Annotated in this window: 21 protein-coding genes and 1 tRNA gene; 17 read left to right on the top strand and 5 right to left on the bottom strand. The window is 70.0% G+C overall.

What is annotated here, in order from left to right; translation table 11 throughout:
• Nucleotides 1-102 precede the first annotated feature (102 nt).
• From ACYVGQ_RS14235 to ACYVGQ_RS14255, 5 genes are read left to right on the top strand one after another with little or no spacing between them, the layout of a single operon-like run.
• Entirely contained in the window at nt 103-1,845 is a 1,743-nt protein-coding gene (locus ACYVGQ_RS14235) for a DUF5605 domain-containing protein (protein ID WP_460785307.1), read from the top strand.
• A gap of 5 nt (nt 1,846-1,850) precedes the next feature.
• The gene (locus ACYVGQ_RS14240; RefSeq protein WP_460785308.1) at nt 1,851-2,750 is read left to right on the top strand and encodes an SMP-30/gluconolactonase/LRE family protein; all 900 of its coding nucleotides are present in this window, start codon (nt 1,851-1,853) and stop codon (nt 2,748-2,750) included.
• The gene (locus tag ACYVGQ_RS14245) at nt 2,747-3,367 is read left to right on the top strand and encodes a serine hydrolase domain-containing protein (protein ID WP_460785309.1); all 621 of its coding nucleotides are present in this window, start codon (nt 2,747-2,749) and stop codon (nt 3,365-3,367) included. The genes ACYVGQ_RS14240 and ACYVGQ_RS14245 overlap by 4 nt, the downstream gene beginning before the upstream one ends.
• A complete protein-coding gene (locus tag ACYVGQ_RS14250) occupies nt 3,364-3,870 on the top strand; it encodes a serine hydrolase (RefSeq protein WP_460785310.1) in 507 nt (168 codons plus the stop codon). The genes ACYVGQ_RS14245 and ACYVGQ_RS14250 overlap by 4 nt, the downstream gene beginning before the upstream one ends.
• A 22-nt stretch (nt 3,871-3,892) precedes the next feature.
• A complete protein-coding gene (locus tag ACYVGQ_RS14255; RefSeq protein WP_460785311.1) occupies nt 3,893-5,701 on the top strand; it encodes an ABC-F family ATP-binding cassette domain-containing protein in 1,809 nt (602 codons plus the stop codon).
• A gap of 93 nt (nt 5,702-5,794) precedes the next feature.
• Here ACYVGQ_RS14255 and ACYVGQ_RS14260 read toward each other — a convergent pair whose 3' ends face one another.
• A complete protein-coding gene (locus tag ACYVGQ_RS14260; protein ID WP_460785312.1) occupies nt 5,795-6,496 on the bottom strand; it encodes a FadR/GntR family transcriptional regulator in 702 nt (233 codons plus the stop codon).
• 237 nt (nt 6,497-6,733) lie between these two features.
• Here ACYVGQ_RS14260 and ACYVGQ_RS14265 point away from each other — a divergent pair, with 237 nt between their 5' ends.
• The 4 genes from ACYVGQ_RS14265 to ACYVGQ_RS14280 are packed head-to-tail and all read left to right on the top strand — an operon-like array spanning nt 6,734 to nt 10,821.
• Nucleotides 6,734-7,651: an ABC transporter substrate-binding protein gene (locus ACYVGQ_RS14265; RefSeq protein WP_460785313.1), complete on the top strand. Its 918-nt coding sequence runs from the start codon at nt 6,734-6,736 to the stop codon at nt 7,649-7,651.
• A gap of 49 nt (nt 7,652-7,700) precedes the next feature.
• Entirely contained in the window at nt 7,701-9,269 is a 1,569-nt protein-coding gene (locus ACYVGQ_RS14270; RefSeq protein WP_460785315.1) for an amino acid ABC transporter permease/ATP-binding protein, read from the top strand.
• Nucleotides 9,270-9,313: 44 nt separating this feature from the next.
• Nucleotides 9,314-9,712: a RidA family protein gene (locus tag ACYVGQ_RS14275; protein WP_460785316.1), complete on the top strand. Its 399-nt coding sequence runs from the start codon at nt 9,314-9,316 to the stop codon at nt 9,710-9,712.
• Nucleotides 9,709-10,821, top strand: coding sequence for an acetamidase/formamidase family protein (locus tag ACYVGQ_RS14280; RefSeq protein ID WP_460785317.1), 1,113 nt, complete (start codon nt 9,709-9,711; stop codon nt 10,819-10,821). The genes ACYVGQ_RS14275 and ACYVGQ_RS14280 overlap by 4 nt, the downstream gene beginning before the upstream one ends.
• Before the next feature lie 13 nt (nt 10,822-10,834).
• Here the strand turns inward: ACYVGQ_RS14280 and ACYVGQ_RS14285 are convergent, their stop codons facing one another.
• Both ACYVGQ_RS14285 and ACYVGQ_RS14290 read right to left on the bottom strand, forming a co-directional pair.
• A complete protein-coding gene (locus tag ACYVGQ_RS14285; protein ID WP_460785319.1) occupies nt 10,835-11,752 on the bottom strand; it encodes a pseudouridine synthase in 918 nt (305 codons plus the stop codon).
• Between the two features lie 5 nt (nt 11,753-11,757).
• A complete protein-coding gene (locus tag ACYVGQ_RS14290) occupies nt 11,758-12,252 on the bottom strand; it encodes a MarR family winged helix-turn-helix transcriptional regulator (protein ID WP_460785320.1) in 495 nt (164 codons plus the stop codon).
• A 131-nt stretch (nt 12,253-12,383) separates the two neighbouring features.
• On the opposite strand from ACYVGQ_RS14290, the gene ACYVGQ_RS14295 reads away from it, so the two are divergent.
• From ACYVGQ_RS14295 to ACYVGQ_RS14320, 6 genes are all read left to right on the top strand, one after another.
• Nucleotides 12,384-12,455: transfer RNA gene (locus ACYVGQ_RS14295), tRNA-Gln, on the top strand.
• Between the two features lies 1 nt (nt 12,456).
• Complete coding sequence (gene glmU / locus ACYVGQ_RS14300; RefSeq protein ID WP_460785321.1) at nt 12,457-13,884, top strand: bifunctional UDP-N-acetylglucosamine diphosphorylase/glucosamine-1-phosphate N-acetyltransferase GlmU; 1,428 nt, start codon at nt 12,457-12,459, stop codon at nt 13,882-13,884.
• Nucleotides 13,885-13,891: 7 nt separating this feature from the next.
• Nucleotides 13,892-14,926 (top strand): ribose-phosphate diphosphokinase, encoded by a 1,035-nt coding sequence (locus ACYVGQ_RS14305; protein WP_460785322.1) that lies wholly within the window; start codon nt 13,892-13,894, stop codon nt 14,924-14,926.
• 85 nt (nt 14,927-15,011) lie between these two features.
• Nucleotides 15,012-15,479: an FMN-binding protein gene (locus ACYVGQ_RS14310; RefSeq protein WP_460785323.1), complete on the top strand. Its 468-nt coding sequence runs from the start codon at nt 15,012-15,014 to the stop codon at nt 15,477-15,479.
• Nucleotides 15,480-15,487: 8 nt separating this feature from the next.
• The gene (locus ACYVGQ_RS14315; RefSeq protein ID WP_460785324.1) at nt 15,488-16,351 is read left to right on the top strand and encodes an FAD:protein FMN transferase; all 864 of its coding nucleotides are present in this window, start codon (nt 15,488-15,490) and stop codon (nt 16,349-16,351) included.
• 47 nt (nt 16,352-16,398) lie between these two features.
• Entirely contained in the window at nt 16,399-17,970 is a 1,572-nt protein-coding gene (locus tag ACYVGQ_RS14320) for an FAD-dependent oxidoreductase (RefSeq protein ID WP_460785467.1), read from the top strand.
• A gap of 356 nt (nt 17,971-18,326) precedes the next feature.
• Here ACYVGQ_RS14320 and ACYVGQ_RS14325 read toward each other — a convergent pair whose 3' ends face one another.
• On the bottom strand, nt 18,327-19,817 hold the full coding sequence (locus ACYVGQ_RS14325; RefSeq protein ID WP_460785468.1) for a sensor histidine kinase: 1,491 nt from the start codon (nt 19,815-19,817) through the stop codon (nt 18,327-18,329).
• 26 nt (nt 19,818-19,843) lie between these two features.
• The gene (locus ACYVGQ_RS14330) at nt 19,844-20,572 is read right to left on the bottom strand and encodes a response regulator transcription factor (protein WP_460785325.1); all 729 of its coding nucleotides are present in this window, start codon (nt 20,570-20,572) and stop codon (nt 19,844-19,846) included.
• Between the two features lie 121 nt (nt 20,573-20,693).
• Between ACYVGQ_RS14330 and ACYVGQ_RS14335 the strand changes: the two genes are divergently transcribed.
• Nucleotides 20,694-21,206: a gluconokinase gene (locus ACYVGQ_RS14335; RefSeq protein WP_460785326.1), complete on the top strand. Its 513-nt coding sequence runs from the start codon at nt 20,694-20,696 to the stop codon at nt 21,204-21,206.
• 103 nt (nt 21,207-21,309) lie between these two features.
• Nucleotides 21,310-21,957 (top strand): bifunctional 4-hydroxy-2-oxoglutarate aldolase/2-dehydro-3-deoxy-phosphogluconate aldolase, encoded by a 648-nt coding sequence (locus ACYVGQ_RS14340; protein ID WP_460785327.1) that lies wholly within the window; start codon nt 21,310-21,312, stop codon nt 21,955-21,957.
• The last annotated feature ends 223 nt before the right edge of the window (nt 21,958-22,180 follow it).

Below are 22,180 nucleotides of genomic sequence, written 5' to 3' on the forward strand. Positions count from 1 at the left end.
GCCAGCCCTCGAGCGCGACATCGGCAACCGACATTCCCTTTCGCGCCCCTGGGGCCGCACGCACGCCGCATCATCATCGACAGACAAGAAGACGCATCAGACATGTTCGACTCCTCCTCGACGTTCGGCACGATCCTCGATCACCCGGTCGGACGGTCGGTGCTCGTCAAGCACCTCCCAGGGATCGCCGCCTCGCCCATGGCGCGGCAGTACGCGCAGGCACCTGTCGCGCAGATCGTAGACCTGGTGCCGGAGCTCGCCGCGGACGCGGAGCGGCGTGATCGACTCTGGCGTGATCTGGCGGACGTGTCCTCCCGCATCGCTCCCCATGGCGTCCGCCGCGACCCCGATCCGCAGTACGAGGGGGAGGACGTGCCGCGCGCTTCCGCAGCCGTCGCCGTCGCGGAGCCGACTCCGCTGTGGCGCCCGCTGGAGGTCCGGCTGCACGGTCCGTCGCACGGGAATCCCTTCGTCGACGTCGAGCTCACGGCCGTGTTCTGTCAGGGCGAGACCGAGTTGCGGGTCGGCGGCTTCTACGACGGCGACGGCCGGTACGTCCTCCGAGCGCTGCCGGATCGAGAGGGCGAATGGAGCTTCGAGACGCGATCGACTGCGCGTTCACTCGACGGCATCCGCGGCGCGGTGACGGTGACAGCGGCTGAAGCGGGATCTCACGGGCCCGTCCGCGTGGACGGATTCCATTTCCGGCACGCGGACGGGACACGGCACAGGCCCCTCGGCACGACGGCCTATGCCTGGATCCATCAGAGCGAGCGGCAGCAGGAGCTGACCCTGGCCTCGCTCGCCGCCTCCGGATTTCGGAAGGTCCGGATGTGCCTGTTCCCGAAGTCCTACCTCTTCAACGCGAACGAACCGGAGCAGTTCGCCTTCGTGACCTCGCCGGGTGGTGGGTTCGACCACGAGCGCTTCGATGTCGCCTTCTTCCAGCGGCTGGAGCGGCGCATCGCCCAGCTGGAGGAGATCGGGGTCCAGGCGGACATCATCCTCTTCCATGCCTACGACCGGTGGGGCTTCTCCGACCTCGGGCCCGCGGTGGACGAGCGATACGTGCGCTACGCGGTTCGCCGTCTCGCCGCCCTCCCCAACGTGTGGTGGTCGCTGGCGAACGAGTTCGACCTCATCGGCTCGAAGACCGTGCAGGACTGGGAGCGACTGGCGGCTCTCCTCTCCGAGGAGGACCACGTGCGGCATCCGGCATCGATACACAACTGCGTCGAGCTCTACGATCACTCGGCGCCCTGGGTGAGCCATGTCAGCATCCAGCGCACGGACGTCTACCGCACCGCGGAGAACACGGACGCGTGGCGCGAGCGGTGGGGTAAGCCGGTGGTCGTCGACGAATGCGGCTATGAGGGCGATATCGATCAGGGATGGGGAAATCTCACCGCCGAGGAGCTGACCAGGAGGTTCTGGGAGGCGGCGGTCCGAGGAGGCTATCTCGGTCACGGTGAGACCTATCTGAACGCCGAGGACGATCTGTGGTGGTCCAAAGGCGGCGTGCTGCGCGGCTCCTCGCCGGAGCGGATCGCCTTCCTCGACCGTATTCTCGGAGAGGCGCCAGAGGGCGCCATCGATCCGCTGCCGTCGGACTGGGACCTGCCCTGGGGCGGATCGGAGGGCTGGCGGCTGGCGTACTTCGGGTTCAATCGCCCCCGCTTCCGCAACGTGCTGCTGCCGGAGGGGACGTGGATCATCGAGGTGATCGACACCTGGAACATGACCGTGGAACGTATCGAGGGTCGGCACAGCGGTCTCGTGAAGGTGGAGCTGCCCGGCAGGCAGTACATGGCGCTGCGGTGCCGCCTGATCGGAGACGAGGATTGAGGGTCATGGAGCATCGCGAACTGCGCACACCGAGGTACGTGCTCGCCGAGGGGCCGGTCTGGGACGCCGATACCGGTCTGCTCAGCTGGGTCGACATCGACGACGGACTGGTCCTGTCGGCGCCGCTCCGGGACGGGAGGCTGGGAGCGGTCACGACCCGCCACGTCGGCGGGTCCGTCGGTTCGGCGGTCCCCCTGGCCGACGGCTCCTATCTCCTCGCGCTCGAGGCATGGCTCGGGCTGCTCGATGCGGACGGCGTGCTGCGCAAGAGCAGGGCGCTGATCCCGACCAATCGCCGGCTCAACGACGGCAAGATCGACCCGCAGGGGCGGTTCGTCGTCGGCAGTCTGCGCCGCTGGGGCGGTCCCGACGGCAAGCAGCATCTCCTGAGACTCGAGCACGACGGCGCGCTCACTGTGCTCGACGACGACCTGAACCTGTCGAACGGAATGGGCTGGTCTCCCGACGGGACGCTGTTCTATCACGCCGACTCGGCCGATCGGGTGATCTATCGGCGCTCGTACTCGGACGGCAGGGCGGGACGACGCGAGGCCTTCCTCGCTCTGGACGGGATGCCGGACGGCATGACCGTCGACGCGGACGGACGTCTCTGGATCACGCTCATCGATCGCTGCCGCATCGAGTGCTACTCGCCGGAGGGCGATCGCCTCCTCGAGCGGACGATCGAGCTGGGCGGGCTGCATCCGGCCAGCGTCGAGTTCGCCGGGGAGAGCCTGGAGGAGCTCATCGTGACGACCGGCGCGCCGCGGCTGGAGGACGCCGCAGCGGACTTCCGCATCCCCGGGGATGGCGTCCTGCTCTCCCTGCGTCCGGGCGTCTGCGGTCTTCGGCGCACGCCATGGGCCCCCGCTCCGCTGCCTCAGGAGGAGGTGCCGGTCCGATGACCGCGGGGGAGCGGAGGGCGCTCGAGGGCTACGTCGACCCGAGGCTCGGTGCCGCCGTGGCGCTCGTCGAGGAGGCGGCGCGCAGCGATCCCGACTTCTCGATCCAGGTCGCGGCCCTCCACCGGGGAGTTCCCGTGCTGGATGCGTGGATCGGACCGCATCTCGGACCCGATTCGCTGATCGTGCCGTTCTCCGTCACGAAGAACGCGATCGGGCTGACGGTCGGGCTGCTGCTCCAGCGCGGACTACTCGATCTGGACGCGCGGGTGAGCGACTACTGGCCGGAGTTCGCGCAGGCGGGCAAGGCCGGCGTCACCGTCCGGATGCTGCTCTCCCACCAGGCGGGCATTCCGGAGGCGCGTCCCGTCCTCCGCGCGGAGGAGGTCTTCGACGGCCGTGCCGCCGCGGCCCGGCTGGCGGCCACGCCACCGGTCTGGCAGCCCGGATCCGCATTCGGCTACCACGGCCTCACTATCGGCACGCTCGCCTCCGAGCTCGTGCACCGCATCACCGGCCGATCTACTACGAGGAGGAGATCCGCAGTGTGCTCGACGTCGACTTCCGGCTCGGGCTTGCTGAGGAGCACTGGCATCGTGTCGTCCGCGTGCTTCCGATGATCGCTCCGGTCGCCTCACCGCCCTCGGCGTGGGTCCCGGCGCTGCACCGTGAGGTGCTCGGCGGAGAGGCGGCGGGCTGGGAGCATCTCGCGAACAGCCCGCGCAGCTGGGCATTCGGGCATCCCGCCGCCGCCGGCACGGGGAGCGCCCGCGGTCTGGCACAGCTGTTCGCCGCCACGGTCACCGGGCTCGGCGAGGCGCCGCCGCTTCTGGACGCCGCGACGGTGGACGCGATCGGAAGGCAGCAGGTACGGGGTTACGACGAGGTGCTCGGCCAGCCGCATCGGGCGCATGCGATCGTGTTCCAGAAGCCGACGCCGCAGATGGACTTCGGCGGACCGCGGGCCTTCGGGCACGATGGAGCACAGGGATGCTTCGCGGGCGTCGACCCCGATTCCGGCATCGCCTTCGCCTATACGATCGCGCGGGGGCCGTGGCCGGGCGGCGCGGACCCGCGCGCCATCGCCCTCATGCGCATGCTCGCCGAGGTTCTCCCCTCCTGACCACGGCTACGCTGGTCAGGACATGGCACATCTTTTGGGGGCCGAGGCCCTGCATCTCGAATACCCGACCAGGGTCGTCTTCGACGCGGTCACCGTCGGCATCGAAGAGGGCGATCGGATCGGCATCGTCGGACGCAACGGCGACGGGAAGTCCAGTCTGCTCGGGATGCTGGCCGGCACGACAGAGCCCGACTCCGGCCGCGTCACCGTGCGCGGCGGGACCTCCATCGGCGTGCTCGACCAGGCCGACACCCTCCCCGAGGGGATCACGGTCGCGGAGGCCGTCGTGGGGGATGCGCCCGAGTACGTCTGGGCGGGGGACGCGCGCATCCGCGACGTCATCGACGGACTCCTCAAGGACCTCCCGTGGGACGGCGTCGTCGACGACCTCAGCGGCGGTCAGCGCCGCAGGGTGGCGCTCGCGAAGCTGCTGACGGGGGAGTGGGACGTCATCGCGCTCGACGAGCCGACCAACCACCTCGACGTCGAGGCGATCACCTGGCTGGCCGGTCACCTCAAGCAGCGCTGGGGCGCGAACGCGGGCGCGCTCCTGGTCGTCACCCACGACCGCTGGTTCCTCGACGAGGTGTGCACGGAGACCTGGGAGGTGCACGACCGGATCGTCGAGCCCTTCGAGGGCGGTTACGCCGCGTACATCCTGCAGCGCGTCGAACGCGACCGGATGGCGGCGGCCACCGAGGCCAAGCGCCAGAACCTCGCACGCAAGGAGCTCGCCTGGCTCCGCCGCGGAGCGCCGGCCCGCACGAGCAAGCCGAAGTTCCGCATCGATGCCGCGAACGAGCTCATCTCCGACGTGCCGGAGATCCGCGACAAGGTCTCGCTGCAGTCCCTCGCCGTCTCTCGGCTCGGCAAGGACGTCGTCGATCTGCTGGACGCCGGGGTCGGCTACGGCGATCGCGAGATCCTCAAGGACGTCGAGTGGCGCATCGCGCCGGGGGAGCGCACCGGCATCCTCGGGGTCAACGGCGCGGGGAAGTCGACGCTGCTCGGTCTCGTCGCCGGCACGATCGAGCCGACCTCCGGACGGGTGAAGCACGGCAAGACCGTGCAGGTGCGCACGCTCACCCAGCGGCTCGACGAGCTCGCCGAGCACTGGAACGAGCCGGTGCGCGTCGTGATCTCCGGACTTCGCACCTCGTACACGCTGGGCTCGGGCTCCAAGGCGCAGGATCTCACCCCCGGTCAGCTCCTGGAACGGCTGGGGTTCTCCTCGGCTCAGCTGTCGACCCCCGTCAAGGATCTCTCCGGGGGACAGCAGCGCCGCCTGCAGCTGCTGCTCGTTCTGCTCGACCAGCCGAACGTGCTGATCCTCGACGAGCCGACGAACGACCTCGACACCGACATGCTCGCCGCGATCGAGGATCTCCTGGACTCCTGGCCCGGCACCCTGCTCGTCGTGAGTCATGACCGGTATTTCCTGGAGCGCGTCACGGATCAGCAGTACGCGATCCTCCCCGGTCCCGACGGCGTCGGACGGCTGCGGCATCTGCCCGGCGGCGTCGACGAGTATCTGCGGCTGCGCCGCTTGCAGGGCGTCGAGCAGGCGGCCGTGCGGGCGACCGCCGCTCCCGACCGGTCGAAGGCCCTCGAAGGCGCGGCGCTGCGTGCCGCGCAGAAGGAGGTCGCGGCCCTCGAGCGTCGCATCCAGAAGCTCGGCGAGCAGATCGACCGGGCCAAGCATGCCCTCGCCGATCATGATCAGTCCGACTATGCCGGTCTCGGCGAGCGGATGAAGGCGATCTCCGCCCAGGAGACCGAGGTCGAGGAGCTGGAGCTGCGCTGGTTCGAGCTCACCGAGGAGATCGGCTGACGTCGTCAGCCGTCCAGACGGGTGGCGCCGCGACATCGCTCGTCGCCCCTCGTCCTGACTCCGGAGCGCTTCTCGGCGCCCACAGGCTGCGGATCAGTCCGCGGCGGCCTTGCGGATCAGCGCCCTGACATCCGCGAGGTGGGCGGCCATCGCGGTCGAAGCCGCGTCCGCGTCGTGCGCCTGGACCGCCTCGAAGATCGCCCTGTGCCCCTCGACGGAGACGCGGCGACCGTGGCGGGTGCTGTGGGAGTGCTGGCGGACATCGCTGGTCCACTCGCTCGTCATGGACTGCAGCGCGCTCAGCAGCGGATTCTGGGCGGCCTGAGCGAGCAGGAGATGGAACTCGAGGTCCAGGCGCAGCGACTCCGCCTGGAGGAGGCTCTCGTGGGATCGATCGAGCACGTCGTGAAGCTGGAGGATGTTCGCAGGCGTCGCGCGGACGGCGGCGAGGGAGGCGATCGAGGGCTCGATGATCCCGCGCAGCTCTGCCGCGTGGGACTGCTCCGCCTGTTCCGCCGACAGCGCCGCGAACTGCTCCGGTCTCTCCGCGGCGTGCAGGACGCGCGTGCCCCGACCCGGCGCGCGCTCTATCAGATGCTTGCTCTCCAGCTCGTGCATCGCCTCGCGCAGCGAGGAACGGCTGACGCGGAAGGAGGCGGCCAGCTCCCGTTCGGGAGGAAGGCGGGATCCGGGGGCGAGCTCGCCTGTCGCGATGAGCTTCTCGAAGTGGGCGGCGAGCACGACGGCCACGCTCTGCGTCCGCCTGGGCGGGATCGGTACAGCACTCGACGTCACGTCGCGGCCTCCTGTCGAACATCGATGTCGACTCAGCATAGGCCGGATGGACGGACCAGGTCGGTGATTCCGCGGCATCCGGCCATCGGTGTTTCCGGGGCGTAAAACGTCTGTTACGAAGCGGGCAAACCGCAGGGGAGCGGCGCGTCGGCCGCTTAGCCTACCGAGAGCATCTGGTCCGACCATCTGGCCAAGTTGCCCCGCTTCTCCCTCCCGAATCACGACGAAAGGAACACCGTGAACTCCAGGCTCGCCCCCGTGACGTCCGTGGCCGCCGCGGCCGCCCTCCTCGCGCTGCTCGCCGGCTGCTCCGCCGATGACCAGGCTCAGACCCAGGACACCGGCGCCTACGCCGAGCTCGCGGACTCCGCCGCGTGCGTGCAGCTCCGTGAGGAGCACCCCGACATCGTCGGCACGACGATGACCAACGCGCTGAACCCCTACACGCCCGGCTACGAGACGATCGACCCGGAGAACCCCGACGAGTACATCGGCTTCGACATCGACCTCGGCGACGCCGTCGGCGCCTGTCTCGGATTCGACGTCGACTACGTCCCGGTGGGCTTCGCCGAGCTGATCCCGACCGTCGCCAGCGGTCAGGCCGACTGGATCGTCTCCAACCTCTATGCCACCGAGGAGCGCGCCCAGGGCGGCGTCGACTTCGTCAGCTACTCCAAGGTGTTCGACGGCATCCTCGTGGAGACGGGGAATCCGGAGCAGATCACGGGCATCGACACCTCGCTCTGCGGTCTCACCGTCGCGCTGAACAAGGGGTATGTGGAGGTCCCGCTCGTCGAGGACGTCGCTCCGGACTGCGAGGCCGAAGGCCTCGACGCGCCCGTCGTGAGCCTGTTCGACAGCAGCGCCGACTGCGTCCAGGCGATCCTCGCCGGTCGCGCCGACGCCTACATGAACGACATCAACACCGTGAACCGCTTCATCGCCGAGCATCCGGACGATCTCGACTCCGCGGAGACGGTGATGCTCGACTACACGATCGGCATCGGCATCCCCCAGGGCGAGCACGATCTGCGGGATGCGATCGTCGGCGCGCTCACCGAGATCCAGGACAGCGGGCTGCAGACCGAGCTCAGCAAGACCTGGGAGCTCGACGAGAACACCGTCGCCGAGCCCACCGTGCTGAGCGTCGGCTGACGTCGAGACAGTCCTCTTCCCCTTTGATCGCGGCGACCGTGGAGCTCACATGGACGGATTCCTGCACTACCTCACCCTGCCCTGGATGCTGGAAGGGCTGCTGTTCACCCTTCAGCTGACGCTCTACGGATTCGGGGGAGGCCTCGTCCTCGGCCTCCTCCTCGCCGCGATGCAGCTGACGAGATTCGCCCCGCTGACGATCCTCGCCCGCACGTATGTCGTGATCTACCGGGGGACTCCGCTCATCCTCCAGCTGGTGTTCGTGTTCAGCGCCCTGCCCCACATCGGCATCTCGCTTCCGCCGCTCGTGGCCGGAAGCGTCGCGCTGGCGATGAACGAGGCGACGTTCATCGCCGAGATCATCCGCTCCGGCGTCCGCGGGGTGGATCACGGACAGGTCTTCGCGGGACGGGCGCTCGGCCTGACGCCGGCCAGGATCATGCTGCACGTCATCTCGCCGCAGGCGCTGCGCACCAGCGTTCCGGCGCTGGGCAGCGAGGTGATCGCCACGATGAAGAACTCCGCCCTCGCGTCGATCATCGCCGTTCCTGAACTGACCCTGCGGACCCAGCAGATGGCCAGTGCGACCTTCGACTACTTCGAGATCTACTTCGCGACGGCGGTGATGTATCTCGCGCTGACCGGCGTCCTCAGCGTTCTGCAGCTTCTGCTGGAGGACGCGCTGAACCTCGATCGCGTGCACCGGCGCTCCCTGCTGGCGAAGGCGCTCCCGCGTCGCGCGGGGCGTCGCCCGCCGACGGCCCGCACCGTGGAGGGGGCGTCGCCCGCCGAACCGCCTCTCGATGGCGCTGCAGCGGACGGCGTCGTGAACGAGCGCCTGATCGGCGAGCCCGTGATCGAGCTGGATGCCGTGCGCAAGTCCTACGGCGACAACGAGGTCCTCTCCGGCGTCTCCCTCACCGTTCGCAGCGGCGAGGTCGTGGCCCTTCTCGGCCCGAGCGGCTCGGGCAAGTCGACTCTGCTGCGCACGATCAACGCTCTCGAGGAGATCGACGGCGGCGCCGTACGCCTGGAGGGGACGCGGATGGGATACCGCGAGAACGGAACGCGGATGCCCGAGCGCGAGATCGCCGTGCAGCGGCGCGAGCGCGGCGTGGGCATGGTCTTCCAGCACTTCAACCTGTTCGCCCATCTCTCCGCGGTCGAGAACGTGGCCGGCCCGCTGCGATGGGCGGGGACGGACGACAGGGAGAGCGCGGCCGCGCGGGCGGCCGCGCTGCTCGCCCAGGTCGGTCTGAGCGCCCGCGCCGACGCGCTGCCGGCGCGGCTCAGCGGAGGACAGCAGCAGCGCGTCGGCATCGCTCGTGCACTGGCCGGCAGACCGCGCATCCTCCTGCTCGACGAGCCGACCAGCGCGCTGGACCCCGAGCTCGTCGCGGAGGTCCTGCAGGTGATCCGCTCGCTGGCCCATTCCCAGGGACTGACCATGATCATCGCCACGCATCAGCTCCGCTTCGCCAGCGAGGTGGCCGACCGCGTGGTGGTCATGGCCGGCGGGCGCATCGTCGAGGAAGGACCGGCACGAGAGGTGATCGGAAGTCCGAGAGAGCCGCTCACGCAGCGTTTCGTCGCGGCCATGGGAGCGGGTGAGCTGTGATCCCCGGCGGTCGTGAATCACGCTCCTTCGGAAGGGAGGAGGGGGTGCCTCCCTCGGTCGCCCCGTTCTCGCATGCGACTCGCTGGCGCGATCTGCTCTTCGTCACAGGGCAGATGCCCACCGATCTGAGCGGAGCGCTCGTGACCGGCGGCATCGCCGAGCAGACGGCGCAGGTGCTGCGCAATCTCTCCGCGGTGCTCGCGTCGTACGGCGCCGGACTGGACGACGCGCTCATGGTGCGGGTCTATCTGAGGGACTTCGGCGACTTCGAGGCGATGAACGCCGAATACCGAACCTGGTTCGCTGAACCTCTGCCCAGCCGCACCTGCGTCGGCGTCACGGGACTCGCCGTCGACGCCCTCGTCGAGATCGATCTGGTCGTCGGACTGCCCGACGACCACTCCGTGAAACCCGCCCAGAGCTCCGTCGAGGAGGAGTCATGACCCAGACCACGCTGCAGGCCGACGCGCAGAGCGCTCGTGCCGATCACTACCTCCCGTCCCGGGCCGATGAGGTGCGCTGGGGATGGCTGCCCAACGCGACGAGCGCACCGGTGCTCGAGGTCCGCTCCGGCGAGACCGTGACGATCGACACGCTCAGTCACGAAGGACTGCTCGAGGACCAGGGGCGCAACCCGATCGAGTATCTGGCGCAGTTCGATGTCCCCGCCGAGGGCGTGCTCCGCGACGCCGTGGAGGTGGCGGCGCACGTGCCGCATGCCGTCGAGGACGGGCCGCACATCGTCACGGGCCCCGTGGCGGTCTCGGGCGCCGCCCCCGGCGACCTGCTGAAGGTGGAGATCCTCGGCCTCGAGCGGCGCGTCCCCTACGGGTTCATCAGTTCACGGCACGGCTTCGGGGCGCTGCCGGGGGAGTATCCGGAGGATCGCGACTCCGCCGCGACGAGGGCTCAGGACCGCCTCGTCTCGATGGGCACCGTCAGCTATTTCTGCTCCGTGGATCCCACGGGATCATCCGCGAGCTTCGACACCGGCGCCGGCCGCCGTCTCGGATTCGCCCTCGCGCCTTTCCTCGGGCTGATGGGCGTCGCGCCCGCGACGGACGCGCCCGTCCCGAGCGTGCCGCCGGGCCTCCACGGCGGGAACATCGACATCAAGCACCTGACCGCGGGGACGACGCTCTACCTCCCCGTCCAGGTGGCCGGCGCGCTGTTCTACACGGGCGATCCGCATTTCGCGCAGGGCAACGGCGAGGTCGCGCTGACCGCGCTGGAGGCATCGTTGCGCGCGCACCTGCGGCTGACCGTGCTGAGCGGCTCTTCGGCGGACGCGGCGAGCGGCGCGCTGCGCTCCGTGTTCGGCGAGACGAGCGCCCACTGGATCGCGACCGGAATGGACGAGGACCTCGACGAGGCCATGCGCAAGGCCGTGCGCGCGGCGATCGAGTTCCTGCACACGCGTCATCAGGTGCCGCGCCCAGCCGCACTCGCCTACCTCTCGGCGGCTGGGGACTTCGAGATCAGCCAGGTGGTGGACGCCGTCAAGGGGGTGCACTGCCTGATCCGCAAGGCCGACTTCGCGGCGTGGAGCTGACCGTCGGGCCGGTTCAGCCCGCCGGCGTCTCCTGCAGCGTTCGCCTCGTGAGGAAGACTCGCTCGTCCCCGGAGAGCGGATCGGTGAAGTGCAGCTCGCGCGCCAGCAGCTGCAGCGGTCTGTCGAAGTCATCGGGCTTCTCGGGCTGCAGCGTCGGGTAGAACCCGTCGCCCAGGATGCCGAGGCCGATCGCGGCGAGATGCACCCGCAGCTGGTGCATCTTGCCGCTGCGCGGCCGCAGCAGCGTGTGCACGACGTCGTCGTCCGCGTCGATGATCTCGATCAGGGTCTCGGAGTTCGGCTCCCTGCCGTCGTCGACCTGCACGCAGACATGCCCGCGGAGCTTCACGATGTGGTTGCGGTACACGAGGGGGAAGCGCGAGGCATCCCAGTCCGCCGGCCGCCGGGAGATCGCTTCGTAGACCTTCTGCACCTTCCGGTTCTCGAACAGCAGCTGATACGCGCCACGGGTCTCGGGCCGGACCGAGAGCATGAGCAGCCCGGCCGTGGCGCGGTCCAGGCGGTGGATGGGGGTGAGCTCCGGGATGCCGAGAAGATTGCGCAGCCGCACCAGGGCGGAGTTCTGGAGGTACTTGCCGCCGGGCGTCGTCGGCAGGAAATGGGGCTTGTCGACCACGACGAGATCGTCGTCCTGATGCAGGAGGTCCACGTCGAAGGGGATCTCACGCTCGACCGGAGGCTCGCGGTAGTACCAGACGAACTCCTCGGATCCCAGCAGGGCGTCCCTGCCGACCGAGCGACCGTCGCGGGCGACGATCTCGCCGCGGTCGAAGCGGACGAGCAGACGCTCGGGGTCGAGATGGAAGAAGCGCTCGACCATATAGGCGGAGATCGTCGGCCAGGAGCCTTCCAACGGAAGATGGAGTCTGGTCGCGCCGACGCCGTCGCGGACGGGGAGCGGGGAGGGCATGCCCATCAGGCGTCGAAGCTGAGACTCAGCTTGCGCAGGAGCCCGGCGAGGCGGTCGCGGTCCGCGCGGGACAGGCCTCGCAGCAGTTCCGCTTCGACGTCCACCAGGCGCGTGATCGCGGCGTCCACGCGCATGCGGCCGTCGTCGGAGAGGGTGACGAGGACGCTCCTGCCGTCGCCGGGATCGGCCTCGCGGCGCACCAGGCGACGGGCGACGAGCCGGTCGATCCGGTTCGTCATGGTGCCGCTGGAGACGAGCGTCTGCTGCAGGAGCTGCTTCGGGCTCAGCTGGAACGGAGATCCCGCCCTGCGCAGAGCGGAGAGCACATCCCACTCCCAGGGCTCCAGATCGCTGCGGCGGAAGACGTCGCGGCGCGCTCTGTCCAGATGCTTGGACAGGCGATCCATCCGGGAGAGCACCTCCAGAGGGGAGAAGTCGAGATCGGGTCGCTGCGCGTTCCACGCCCCGACGATCCGATCGACCTCATCCGCCTGACTCATCCGACCATTATCCCGTTCCGCCCGCGATCCTCCGAGCATGACGGGAGGCGCGGCATGGCAGACTTGTCGGGCGGTCCCTTCGACCGGCTCGGGGAGCGGCGAGCGTCGCCGTCCGAGCGGAGGGGCGGCGGTCCGCCGTGGTGTAATGGCAGCACGACAGCCTTTGGAGCTGTGAGGTCCAGGTTCGAGTCCTGGCGGCGGAGCATGACCGAGAACACGCTCGCCATCATCGTCCTGGCCGCGGGCCAGGGCACTCGGATGAAGTCCCGTCTGCCCAAGGTGCTCCATGCGATCGCAGGCCGTCCGCTCGTCGGTCACGTGCTGACGACGGCGGGGCTCCTGGGCGCCGAGCACCTCGAGGTCGTCGTCCGGCACGAACGCGATCAGGTCGTCGCGGCGCTGCAGGCCGACTATCCCGACGCGGTCTTCGTCGATCAGGACGACGTGCCAGGCACCGGGCGCGCGGTGGAGGTCGCTATCGAGAGGATCCCGGACTTCGCCGGGGACGTCCTCGTGCTCTCCGGAGACTGCCCGCTGGCGGATGCCGAGACCCTCACCGCCTTCATCGCCGAGCACCGTGCCACAGGCGCCGCAGCGACGCTGATGACCGCCGTGGTCGACGACCCGACGGGCTACGGCCGCGTCATCCGGGACGCGGAGGGCGGCGTCGACAGGATCGTCGAGCAGAAGGACGCGACGTCCGAGGAGGCCGCGGTGCGCGAGATCAACGCGGGCATGTACGTCTTCCGCTCCGATGCGCTGCGCGAGTGCCTGCCCCTGATCGGCGTGGACAACGCCCAGGGGGAGAAGTACCTCACCGACGTCCCCGGCCTGGTCCGGCGTGCAGGCGGGCGGGTCTCCGCATCCGTCGTCGAGGACGTCGCCGTCACCTACGGCGTCAACGACCGCGCCCAGCTCGCCGAGGTCGGACGGTTGCTGAACGCCAGGATCGTGCGCCGCTGGCAGCTGGAAGGCGTGACGGTCGTCGATCCGGCCTCGACCTGGATCGACGACGACGCCACGCTCGCGCCGGACGTCACGATCCTGCCGAACACCCACATCCTGCGCGCCACGACCGTCGCCGCCGGTGCCACGATCGGGCCGGACACCTCGCTGGTGGACTGCGAGGTGGGCGAGGACGCCGTCGTCCGGCGCACCGATGCGAACCTGGCCGTGATCGGACCCCGTGCGACGGTCGGTCCGTTCTCCTTCCTCCGTCCGGGCACCGTGCTCGGCGCCGGCGGGAAGATCGGAGCCTATGTGGAGACGAAGAACGCCGAGATCGGCGAGGGCAGCAAGGTGCCCCACCTCTCCTACGTCGGCGACGCGACGATCGGTCGGGGCGTCAACCTCGGCGCGAGCACGATCACCGCGAACTACGACGACGTGAACAAGCACCGCACCGAGATCGGGGACGAGGTCCACACCGGGTCGCACACGGTCCTCGTCGCGCCCGTTAGGCTGGGGGCAGGCGCGAAGACCGGCGCCGGTGCGGTGGTCCGCAAGGACGTCCCGGCCGGTGCGCTGGCCATGACCGTCGCACCCCAGCGGAACATCGAGGGCTGGGTCGAGAAGAACAGAACAGGAACCGGAGCCGCGGACGCCGCGGCGCGGGAACGAGCGGCGGAATAGGCAGGCCATGGCGCGCAAGAAGAAGACCGTTGAACTGGACCGGGACAACGGCATCGCCCCCGGGCTCGTCGCCAAGACGAAGAAGCGCCTCGTCGTCGCCGGCGGTCGCTCGCACCCGGAGCTGACGGCGGCCGTCGCAGAGGCGCTCGGAACCGAGATCGCGCCGGTCGAGCACCGCACGTTCGCCTCCGGGGAGATCTACGCACGCTTCGAGGTGTCGATCCGGGGCTGCGACCTGTTCCTCATCCAGACCTTCGGCGAACCGGTCAACGAGTGGCTCATGGAGACGCTCATCATGATCGACGCGGCAAAGCGCGCCTCCGCCAAGCGCATCACCGTCGTCGCGCCGTACTATCCCTATTCCCGCCAGGACAAGAAGGGCCGCGGACGCGAGCCGATCAGCGCCCGCCTGGTGTCGGACCTGCTCAAGACCGCCGGCGCCGACCGCGTGATGAGCGTCGATCTGCACGCGGCCCAGATCCAGGGCTTCTTCGACGGTCCCGTCGACCATCTGTTCGCCAAGCCCGTGCTGCTGGACCACTTCCAGCGCACGCTCAGCCCCGCCGATCGCGAGATCCTCACCGTGGTCTCGCCGGACATGGGGCGCGTCCGCGTCGCGGACACCTGGTCGGACAGCCTCGGCGCGCCGCTCGCCATCATCCACAAGCGTCGCGACCCGAAGGTCGCCAACCAGGTCTCAGTGCACGAGATCGTCGGCGCCGTCGACGGCCGCACCTGCCTGCTCGTCGACGACATGATCGACACCGGCGGCACGATCGTGAAGGCCGCCCAGGCGCTCAAGGCCAGCGGTGCGCACCGGGTCATCGTCGCGGCGACGCACGCGATCTTCAGCGATCCGGCGAACGAGCGGCTGCAGGACTCCTCGATCGACGAGGTCGTCGTCACCGACACGATCCCGCTCACCGAGTCCCGCCGGTGGGACCGTCTCACGATCCTCCCGATCGCCCCGCTGCTCGCCAGGGCGATCCGCGAGGTGTTCGAGGACGGCTCCGTGACGAGCATGTTCGGCGGAGACGCCTAGCAGCGGATGCCGTGGCGGATCACAGCCCGCGCATAGCGGGTCTTCCTACGCTCGGAACACAGACCACGAGCCGGAAGGACCACCCATGATCCGCACGACCGCCCCCGCCCCCGTCCGCACGGGCGCAGCCATCGCCGGGGTCGCAGGTCTCCTCGTCCTCGCGGGATGCTCGGGCCCTGCCGACGCCGAGACCGGCTCGGACTCCGCCGCGGGCACCGATTCCACGACGAGCACGGACTCGACGGGCTCCTCCGGTGAGTACACCGACGGCACCTACACCGCAGACGGTCAGTATCAGACGCCGGAGACCATCGAGTCGATCTCGGTGACGCTCACCCTGGAGGACGGCGTCGTCACCGACGTGGAGGTGACCGGCGACCCGCAGGCCCGCGAGACCGAGCAGTATCAGGGCGAGTTCATCGCCGGGATCGAGGAGGAGGTCGTCGGCGTCCCGATCGACGATCTCGATGTCAGCCGCGTCGGCGGCTCCTCCCTGACCAGCAGCGGCTTCAACGCCGCCGTCGCGGACATCAAGGGCCAGGCCGCGGCCTAGGCCGGATCATGCCCGTCTGGCGATTCGAGGCGATCGGCACCGGCTGGGAGATCGAGAGCGCCCGAGAGCCGACCGCGGCCGAGCGCGAGGTCGTCACGGACCTCATCGACCGCTTCGACCGCGAGTGGTCGCGGTTCCGTGCGGACTCGATGGTCTCCCGCCTGTCGCGCGGTGAGGGCGGTGCTGCGCAGGCAGCGGATGCCGGGACGATGCTCGACGCATACCGGGAGCTCTCCGACGCCACGGCTGGAGCGGTCCAGCCGCTGGTCGGCGCCAGCCTCGAGGCGCTGGGCTACGACGCGGCCTACTCGCTCGCGGCGGGCGATCCCCGCGGTGCGCCCCACGACTGGCTGGACCTGCTCTCCTGGTCGGAAGGCGCCCTCGAGCTGTCCCGCCCCGCCCTGATCGACATCGGCGCGCTCGGCAAGGGGCGGCTGGTCGACCTCGTCGCCGATGCGCTCGCGGGGCTGCCGGGCGATCTGGTCGTGGATGCGGGAGGCGACATGGCCGTGCGCGGCTCGATCCGCGTCGCGCTCGAGCATCCCTACGACGCCATGCGGGCGATCGGCGTCGCAACCGTCCGCGATCGGGCGCTCTGCGCATCGGCCGTCAACCGCAGGGCCTGGGGCGACGGACTCCACCACGTGCTGGACGCCCGCACAGGCATCCCGGTGCGGACCTGGGCGGCGACCTGGGCGATCGCCGACGACGCGATGCAGGCGGATGCCGTGGCCACCGCCCTCTTCTTCGACGGCGGGCCGGAGCTCGCGACCCGCTGGGGCGTGGAATGGGTGCGGATGAGCACGGACGGTCGTGCCCAGCGCTCGCGCGGCGCACCCGTCGAGCTTTTCACCGCGGGCGTCCCCGCCTGAAGACCGCCCGCCCCCATGGGCCTGCATAGGGAAGAGTGGTTGCCGTGATGTCCTCTCTCACCGCGCTCCGGCAGCGCGTCCTCGCCGTCCTCGGCGGGCTGTCGATGTACCGGCTCGTGCTGCTCGCCCTGGCCGCGTTGGCGGTCATCGCGCTGGGACTGTCGAGTATCGGTCTGATCGTCTCGCCGCAGCCGTTGGAGATCCTCGTCTCCTTCGTCGTGCTCGCCGTGGTGATCTCGGCCGTCGACGCGGCAGGGCAGCGCATCCTCCGTCTTCCCTGGCGCGTCGAGTCGTCCCTCGTGACCGCGCTCATCCTGCTGTTCGTGCTCCGGCCCGGCGCCGACGGTTCGGCCGTCGTCGGACTCGCGGCGGCGGGGGCGCTGGCGAGCGCATCGAAGTATCTGCTCGTCTGGCGCGGACGCCACATCTTCAACCCGGCGGCGTTCGGTGCGGCAGCGGTGTCGATCGTCGGCGCGCTCGGCGCCTTCGAGTGGCTCGGCACCTCGGCGTCCTGGTGGATCGGTGCGCCGTCGCTCGCGATCCCTGTGATCGTGCTCGGGCTGGCGGTGCTGTGGCGCACCGAGAAGGTGCGGGTGGCGCTGGTCTTCGTCGTCATCGCGATCGCCGTCGCGGTGATCCGCCAGATCGTGCAGGCTCAGCAGGCCGGCTTCGAGACCGATGTCGTCACGGCGCTGTCGTTCGCCGCGCTGCAGACGCCGTTCCTCTTCCTCGGCGCGTTCATGCTCTCCGAGCCGCTGACGCTTCCGCCGCGTCGCAGGCAGCAGCTCATCGTCGCGGCGGTAGTCGGCGTGCTCGCCGGATGGCCGATCTCGGTCGGCGGCCTGTTCACCCTCGGACAGGACAGGGCTCTGCTGATCGGGAACCTGGTGGCCTTCGCCTTCGCACTGCGGAGCGCGGTGCGCCTGACGCTCGAGAAGCGCGTGTCCATCACCCCGACCGCTCAGGAGCTCATCTTCCGGGTGAAGGGGAGGATGCGGTTCCTGCCGGGGCAGTATCTCGAGCTCGACGTCCCGCACCGTCGCCCTGACGCGCGCGGCACCCGTCGCGAGTTCAGCATCGTCTCCGCCCCCGCCGATCTGCCGACGCTGCGGATCGCGTACAAGAACGGCGATCGGCAGCATCCGTCCAGCTACAAGCGCGCCCTCGCTGACGCTGTGCCGGGGACCACGCTGGCGGTCACGGGCACGTGGGGCGACTTCCTGCTCCCCAAGGGGTCTTCTCCGGTCCTGATGGTCGCGGCGGGCATCGGCGTGACCCCGTTCGTGTCCCAGCTGCGGCAGCTGCAGGCGACGGGGGAGAGGCGCGACGTGGTGCTCGTCTACGTGGCGTCCGAGGCGGCGGAGCTGGCCTTCCGCGACGAGCTCGCCGCGACGGGCGTCCCCGTGGTGGTGTTCACGCGCGATGAGCCGTCAGACCTCCCCGCGCACTGGAGCTGGGCAGGGGGCGCACGGCTGGATGCCGCAGGACTCGGGCGCACGGTGCCCGATCTCCCCTCGCGCGAGGCGTTCATCTCGGGTCCGCCGCGCCTGATCGCCGATCTCGCCCCGGCGCTGCGCACGGCGCGATCGCTGACGACCGACGCCTTCGCCGGCTACTGAGGCGGACTTCGCCCGACGCGCGTTTCCTCGTCGCCTCCTCGTGCCTGCGCGTCCGGCGCTCAGCGTCTCGCGTCCCGCGTCCCGCGTCTCGCATGTCCGGGAAGCTGCGGCTTCACCGCCCCGATACCCGTGCTTTCCCGGACACGTATGGTTCCATGTCCAGGAAGCTGCGGCTTGACCGACCCGGTACCCGCGTTTTCCCGGTCTTGTTCGCGTGTCAGGGAAGAGGGGGCCTCATCGGGCTGACAGCCGAGGTTTCCCGGACGCGGAGAGGGTGCGTGTCAGGGAAGTTGCGGATGCATCTGCTCGGGACCCGCAGAACGGCGGACACGCGCGCCTCCGAGGGCCGGCTGCTGTCAGCCCTCTTCGGACAGCTCGGGCCGGAATGGGATGCGCACCGTGAACGTCGTCGATCCGGGCGAGCTCTCCACCGAGAGCTCGCCATGGTGCCCCTCGACGATCGCCTTGGCGATCGCGAGGCCCAGCCCGGTCCCGCCGGTCTGCCTGGCGCGCGAACCGTCGCCTCTGGCGAAGCGGGCGAACAGCTCCTCGCGCACCGCAGGGTCGATGCCCGGTCCGTCGTCGTGCACGCGCAGCAGCGCCTCCTCGCCCTCCGCGCTGACCGACAGGGTGATCGACGTTCCGGCGGGGGTGTGCGTCCGCGCATTCGCGAGCAGGTTGGAGACGACCTGGTGCAGGCGTCCGGCATCCCCGAGGATGACGACGGGCTCCTCCGGCACATCGATGCTCCACCGGTGATCCGGCCCCGTCGGTCGCGCGTCGCTGAGGCCCTCGATCGCGAGCTGGGTGAGATCGACCGTGCCGTACACGAGCTCGCGGCCCTCGTCGAGGCGCGCCAGCAGAAGCAGATCCTCCACCAGGCGCGTCATGCGCAGGGACTGCGCCTGGATGCGCTCCATCGCCGAGGTCGTGCCCTCCATCGCGGCCGGCGCCTGCTCCTCGCCCTGCTCCCGGGCCTTCGCGAGCGACTTGAGGGACAGCTCGGAATAGCCGCGGATGGAGGCCAGCGGCGTGCGCAGCTCGTGGCTGGCGTCGGCGACGAAGCGCCGCATCCGCTCCTCGTTCTTCTGCCGCGCGGCCAGCGAGGCGTCGACGTGATCGAGCAGGGTGTTCAGGGCGGATCCCACGAGACCCGTCTCGGTCCGAGGATCGGCTTCCGCTGCGGGCACGCGCTCCGTGATCGACACCTCGCCCCGATCCAGCGGCTGGTTGGCGACGCGATTCGCGGTGGCGGCGACCGCGCGCAGAGGACGCAGCCCGAGGCGGATCGTGATCGCGGTGGTGAGCGCGAGGAGGATGAGCCCGCCGAGGGTCGCCATGGCGAGCACGGTGAACAGACTGGTCAGATTGTTCTGGATCTCGTCCCGGGGGAGAGCGGTCACGACGACGATGTCGTCCGGGGTCTTCGCCGTGGCCATGCTGTAGGAGCCCAGCTCGGTGAGCGTCACCGTGGAGGAGCCGGCCGTGAGCGCCTCGTCGAGCTGGACCAGCTGCGCGTCGGTGAGCGCGACGACGCCGTCCGTCGCGACGATGGCGCCGTTGGCCGGCAGATCGGGGTTGCGGGCGATGGCGAGGATGAGCCCCGGATTCTGCAGGGGGAACGCATCGAGCAGGCTCTCGGCGTCGATCGTGTTCCCCAGGAAGGCGGCGGTCTGGGAACGCTGCCCGACCCAGGAGGTCAGTTGGAGCGCCGCGTTGTGCAGCTTGTTGGACAGCTGCTCCTCGAGCGTGCGGCCCAGGGTCGCGCTGGTGATGAGCGCGACGATGATGAGGATGAGCGAGACGAACCCGATGACGGCCGCCATCAGCCGGGTCTGCAGGCTCAACGGCCTGCGGGTCGGGTTCGTCCTGCTCACTGCGGCGCCTTGATCATGTAGCCCACGCCCCGCACGGTGTGCAGCAGCGGGGTCCGGCCCGCGTCGATCTTCTTGCGCAGGTAGGAGATGTACAGCTCGACGACGGAGGACTTCCCGCCGAAGTCGTAGCTCCACACCCGGTCGAGGATCTGCGCCTTGGAGAGGACGCGCCGCTCGTTGCGCATCAGGTAGCGCAGCAGCTCGAACTCGGTGGCGGTCAGCTCGATCTCGTCCCGGCCCCTGGTCACCTCGTGGCTGTCCTCGTTCAGCGTGAGGTCTGAGACATGCAGGATCGACTGCGCGTCGTCGCTCGTCGCATGGCCGGTGCGCCGGATGATGGCGCGCAGCCGGGCGATGATCTCCTCGAGGCTGAAGGGCTTGGTGACGTAGTCGTCGCCGCCGGCGGTGAGACCCGCGATCCGGTCGCCGACGGCATCCTTCGCCGTCAGGAAGAGCACGGGGACGTAGTTCCCCGCGTCGCGCAGCCGTCTCAGCACGGCCATCCCGTCGAGGTCGGGCATCATGATGTCCAGCACGAGCGCGTCGGGTTCGAACTCGCGGGCGACCTGGAGCGCCTCGAGCCCGGAGGACGCCGTCCGCACCTCCCAGCCCTCCATGCGCAGGGCCATCGAGAGGAGGTCGGTGAGCATCTGCTCGTCATCGACCGCGAGGATGCGGAGAGGCGAGCCGTCGGGGCGGCGGAGTTCCGGCAGGTCGTTGGTCATGCTCTCATTCTGAGCAATCTCCTATGCGATATCTATGGGAACCGCTATGGGTCGGCTGTGAGTCCCGGAGCATCGCATCGTGCTCCGGCCGATAGTCTCGAAGCGAGGAGACGGAGGCGAGATGACGCGGCGAGCGGTGTCGATGGTCGTGATGGGCGTGCAGGGCACGGGGAAGACGACGATCGGGCGGATGCTCGGGGATCGTCTCGGCGTGCCGTTCATCGACGGGGACGATCTGCATCCCGCGCGCAACATCGAGCTGATGGCGGCTGGGACGCCGCTGACGGATGCGGATCGTGAGCCATGGCTGCACATGGTCGGAGAGGCGCTCGCCGACCATGCCGACGACGGTGGGCTGGTCATCGTCTGCTCGGCCCTGCGCCGCCGGTACCGGGACCTCATCCGCGAGCACGCGGCCGACGCGTACTTCGTCGAGCCGTGGGGGCCCATCGAGCTCATCAGGGAGCGCGTGGGCGGTCGCGAGCACCAGTACATGCCGGCGACCCTCCTGCAGTCGCAGTTCGACACCCTCGAGCCGCTCGGCGCCGACGAGGACGGCATACGCGTGAGCGTCGCAGACACGCCGGAGGAGATCGTCGGCACCGTGCTCGAGGCCTATCGGAGCGCACGATGACGGCTGCGAGCGAGCGCCTCGTGGCCTGCCGATGCGCGCCGGGACGACTTCCGGCCCGCATCGCGAACCCGGATGCCCTCCTAGGGGCTCCGCGGCGGTGAGCGTGGCGGACAACGACCTCCTGCGGCGGAGGATCGAGGAGTCGAGACTCGTCGCGATCGTGCGGGGCACGGACGTGGATGCCACGGTCGCGGCCGCCCGCACCCTGCTCGGCGCCGGCATCACGACGATCGAGATCGCGTTGACCCTCTCCGAGGCCGAGGAGGCGATCGCCCAGGTCGTCGAGGACGCTCCGGAGTCCGCGCTCGTCGGCGCGGGCACGGTGCTGACCGAGGCGGACGCCGATCGCGCCCTCGCGGCCGGAGCCCGTTTCATCGTCACCCCGACGCTCACCGCATCGGTCGACTACGCCGTGGCGCAGGGCATCGGGGTGCTCGCGGGCGCCTACACCCCGACGGAGATCCAGCGCGGGATGGATGCGGGCGCCGCCGCGGTGAAGCTGTTCCCCGCCTCGGCTCTCGGCCCCGGGTTCATCCGCGCCGTGCGCGACCCGTTCCCCGGTGCCAGGATCATCCCGGTCGGCGGCGTGACGGTCGACGCCGTCGCGGGGTATCTGGATGCCGGCGCCTTCGGTCTCGGCATCGGAGGACCGCTCGTCGGCGATGCCGCCGCGCCGGGAGGGGACCTCGTCGCTCTGGCGGCCAGAGCGGCATCCTTCCTCGCCGCCGCGGAGGCCGGGTCCGTGCGCTGATCGGCGGGGCGGGGCGGGACGCCGGATGGCTGGACCGCCGCGGATGCGGCGCCGCGCCGGTCCCGTCCGGCTGCGCGACACGGTCACGACGCATGACCGGCCTGCGACGCACAGCCGGCTCGCGATGCACCACCGGCTCGCGATGCACCACCGGACCGGCCCGCGATGCACGAAGGGCCGGGAACGCACGGTTCCCGGCCCTTCGGCTGAGCGTTGTCGACGC

The organism is Microbacterium tumbae (assembly GCF_054780175.1).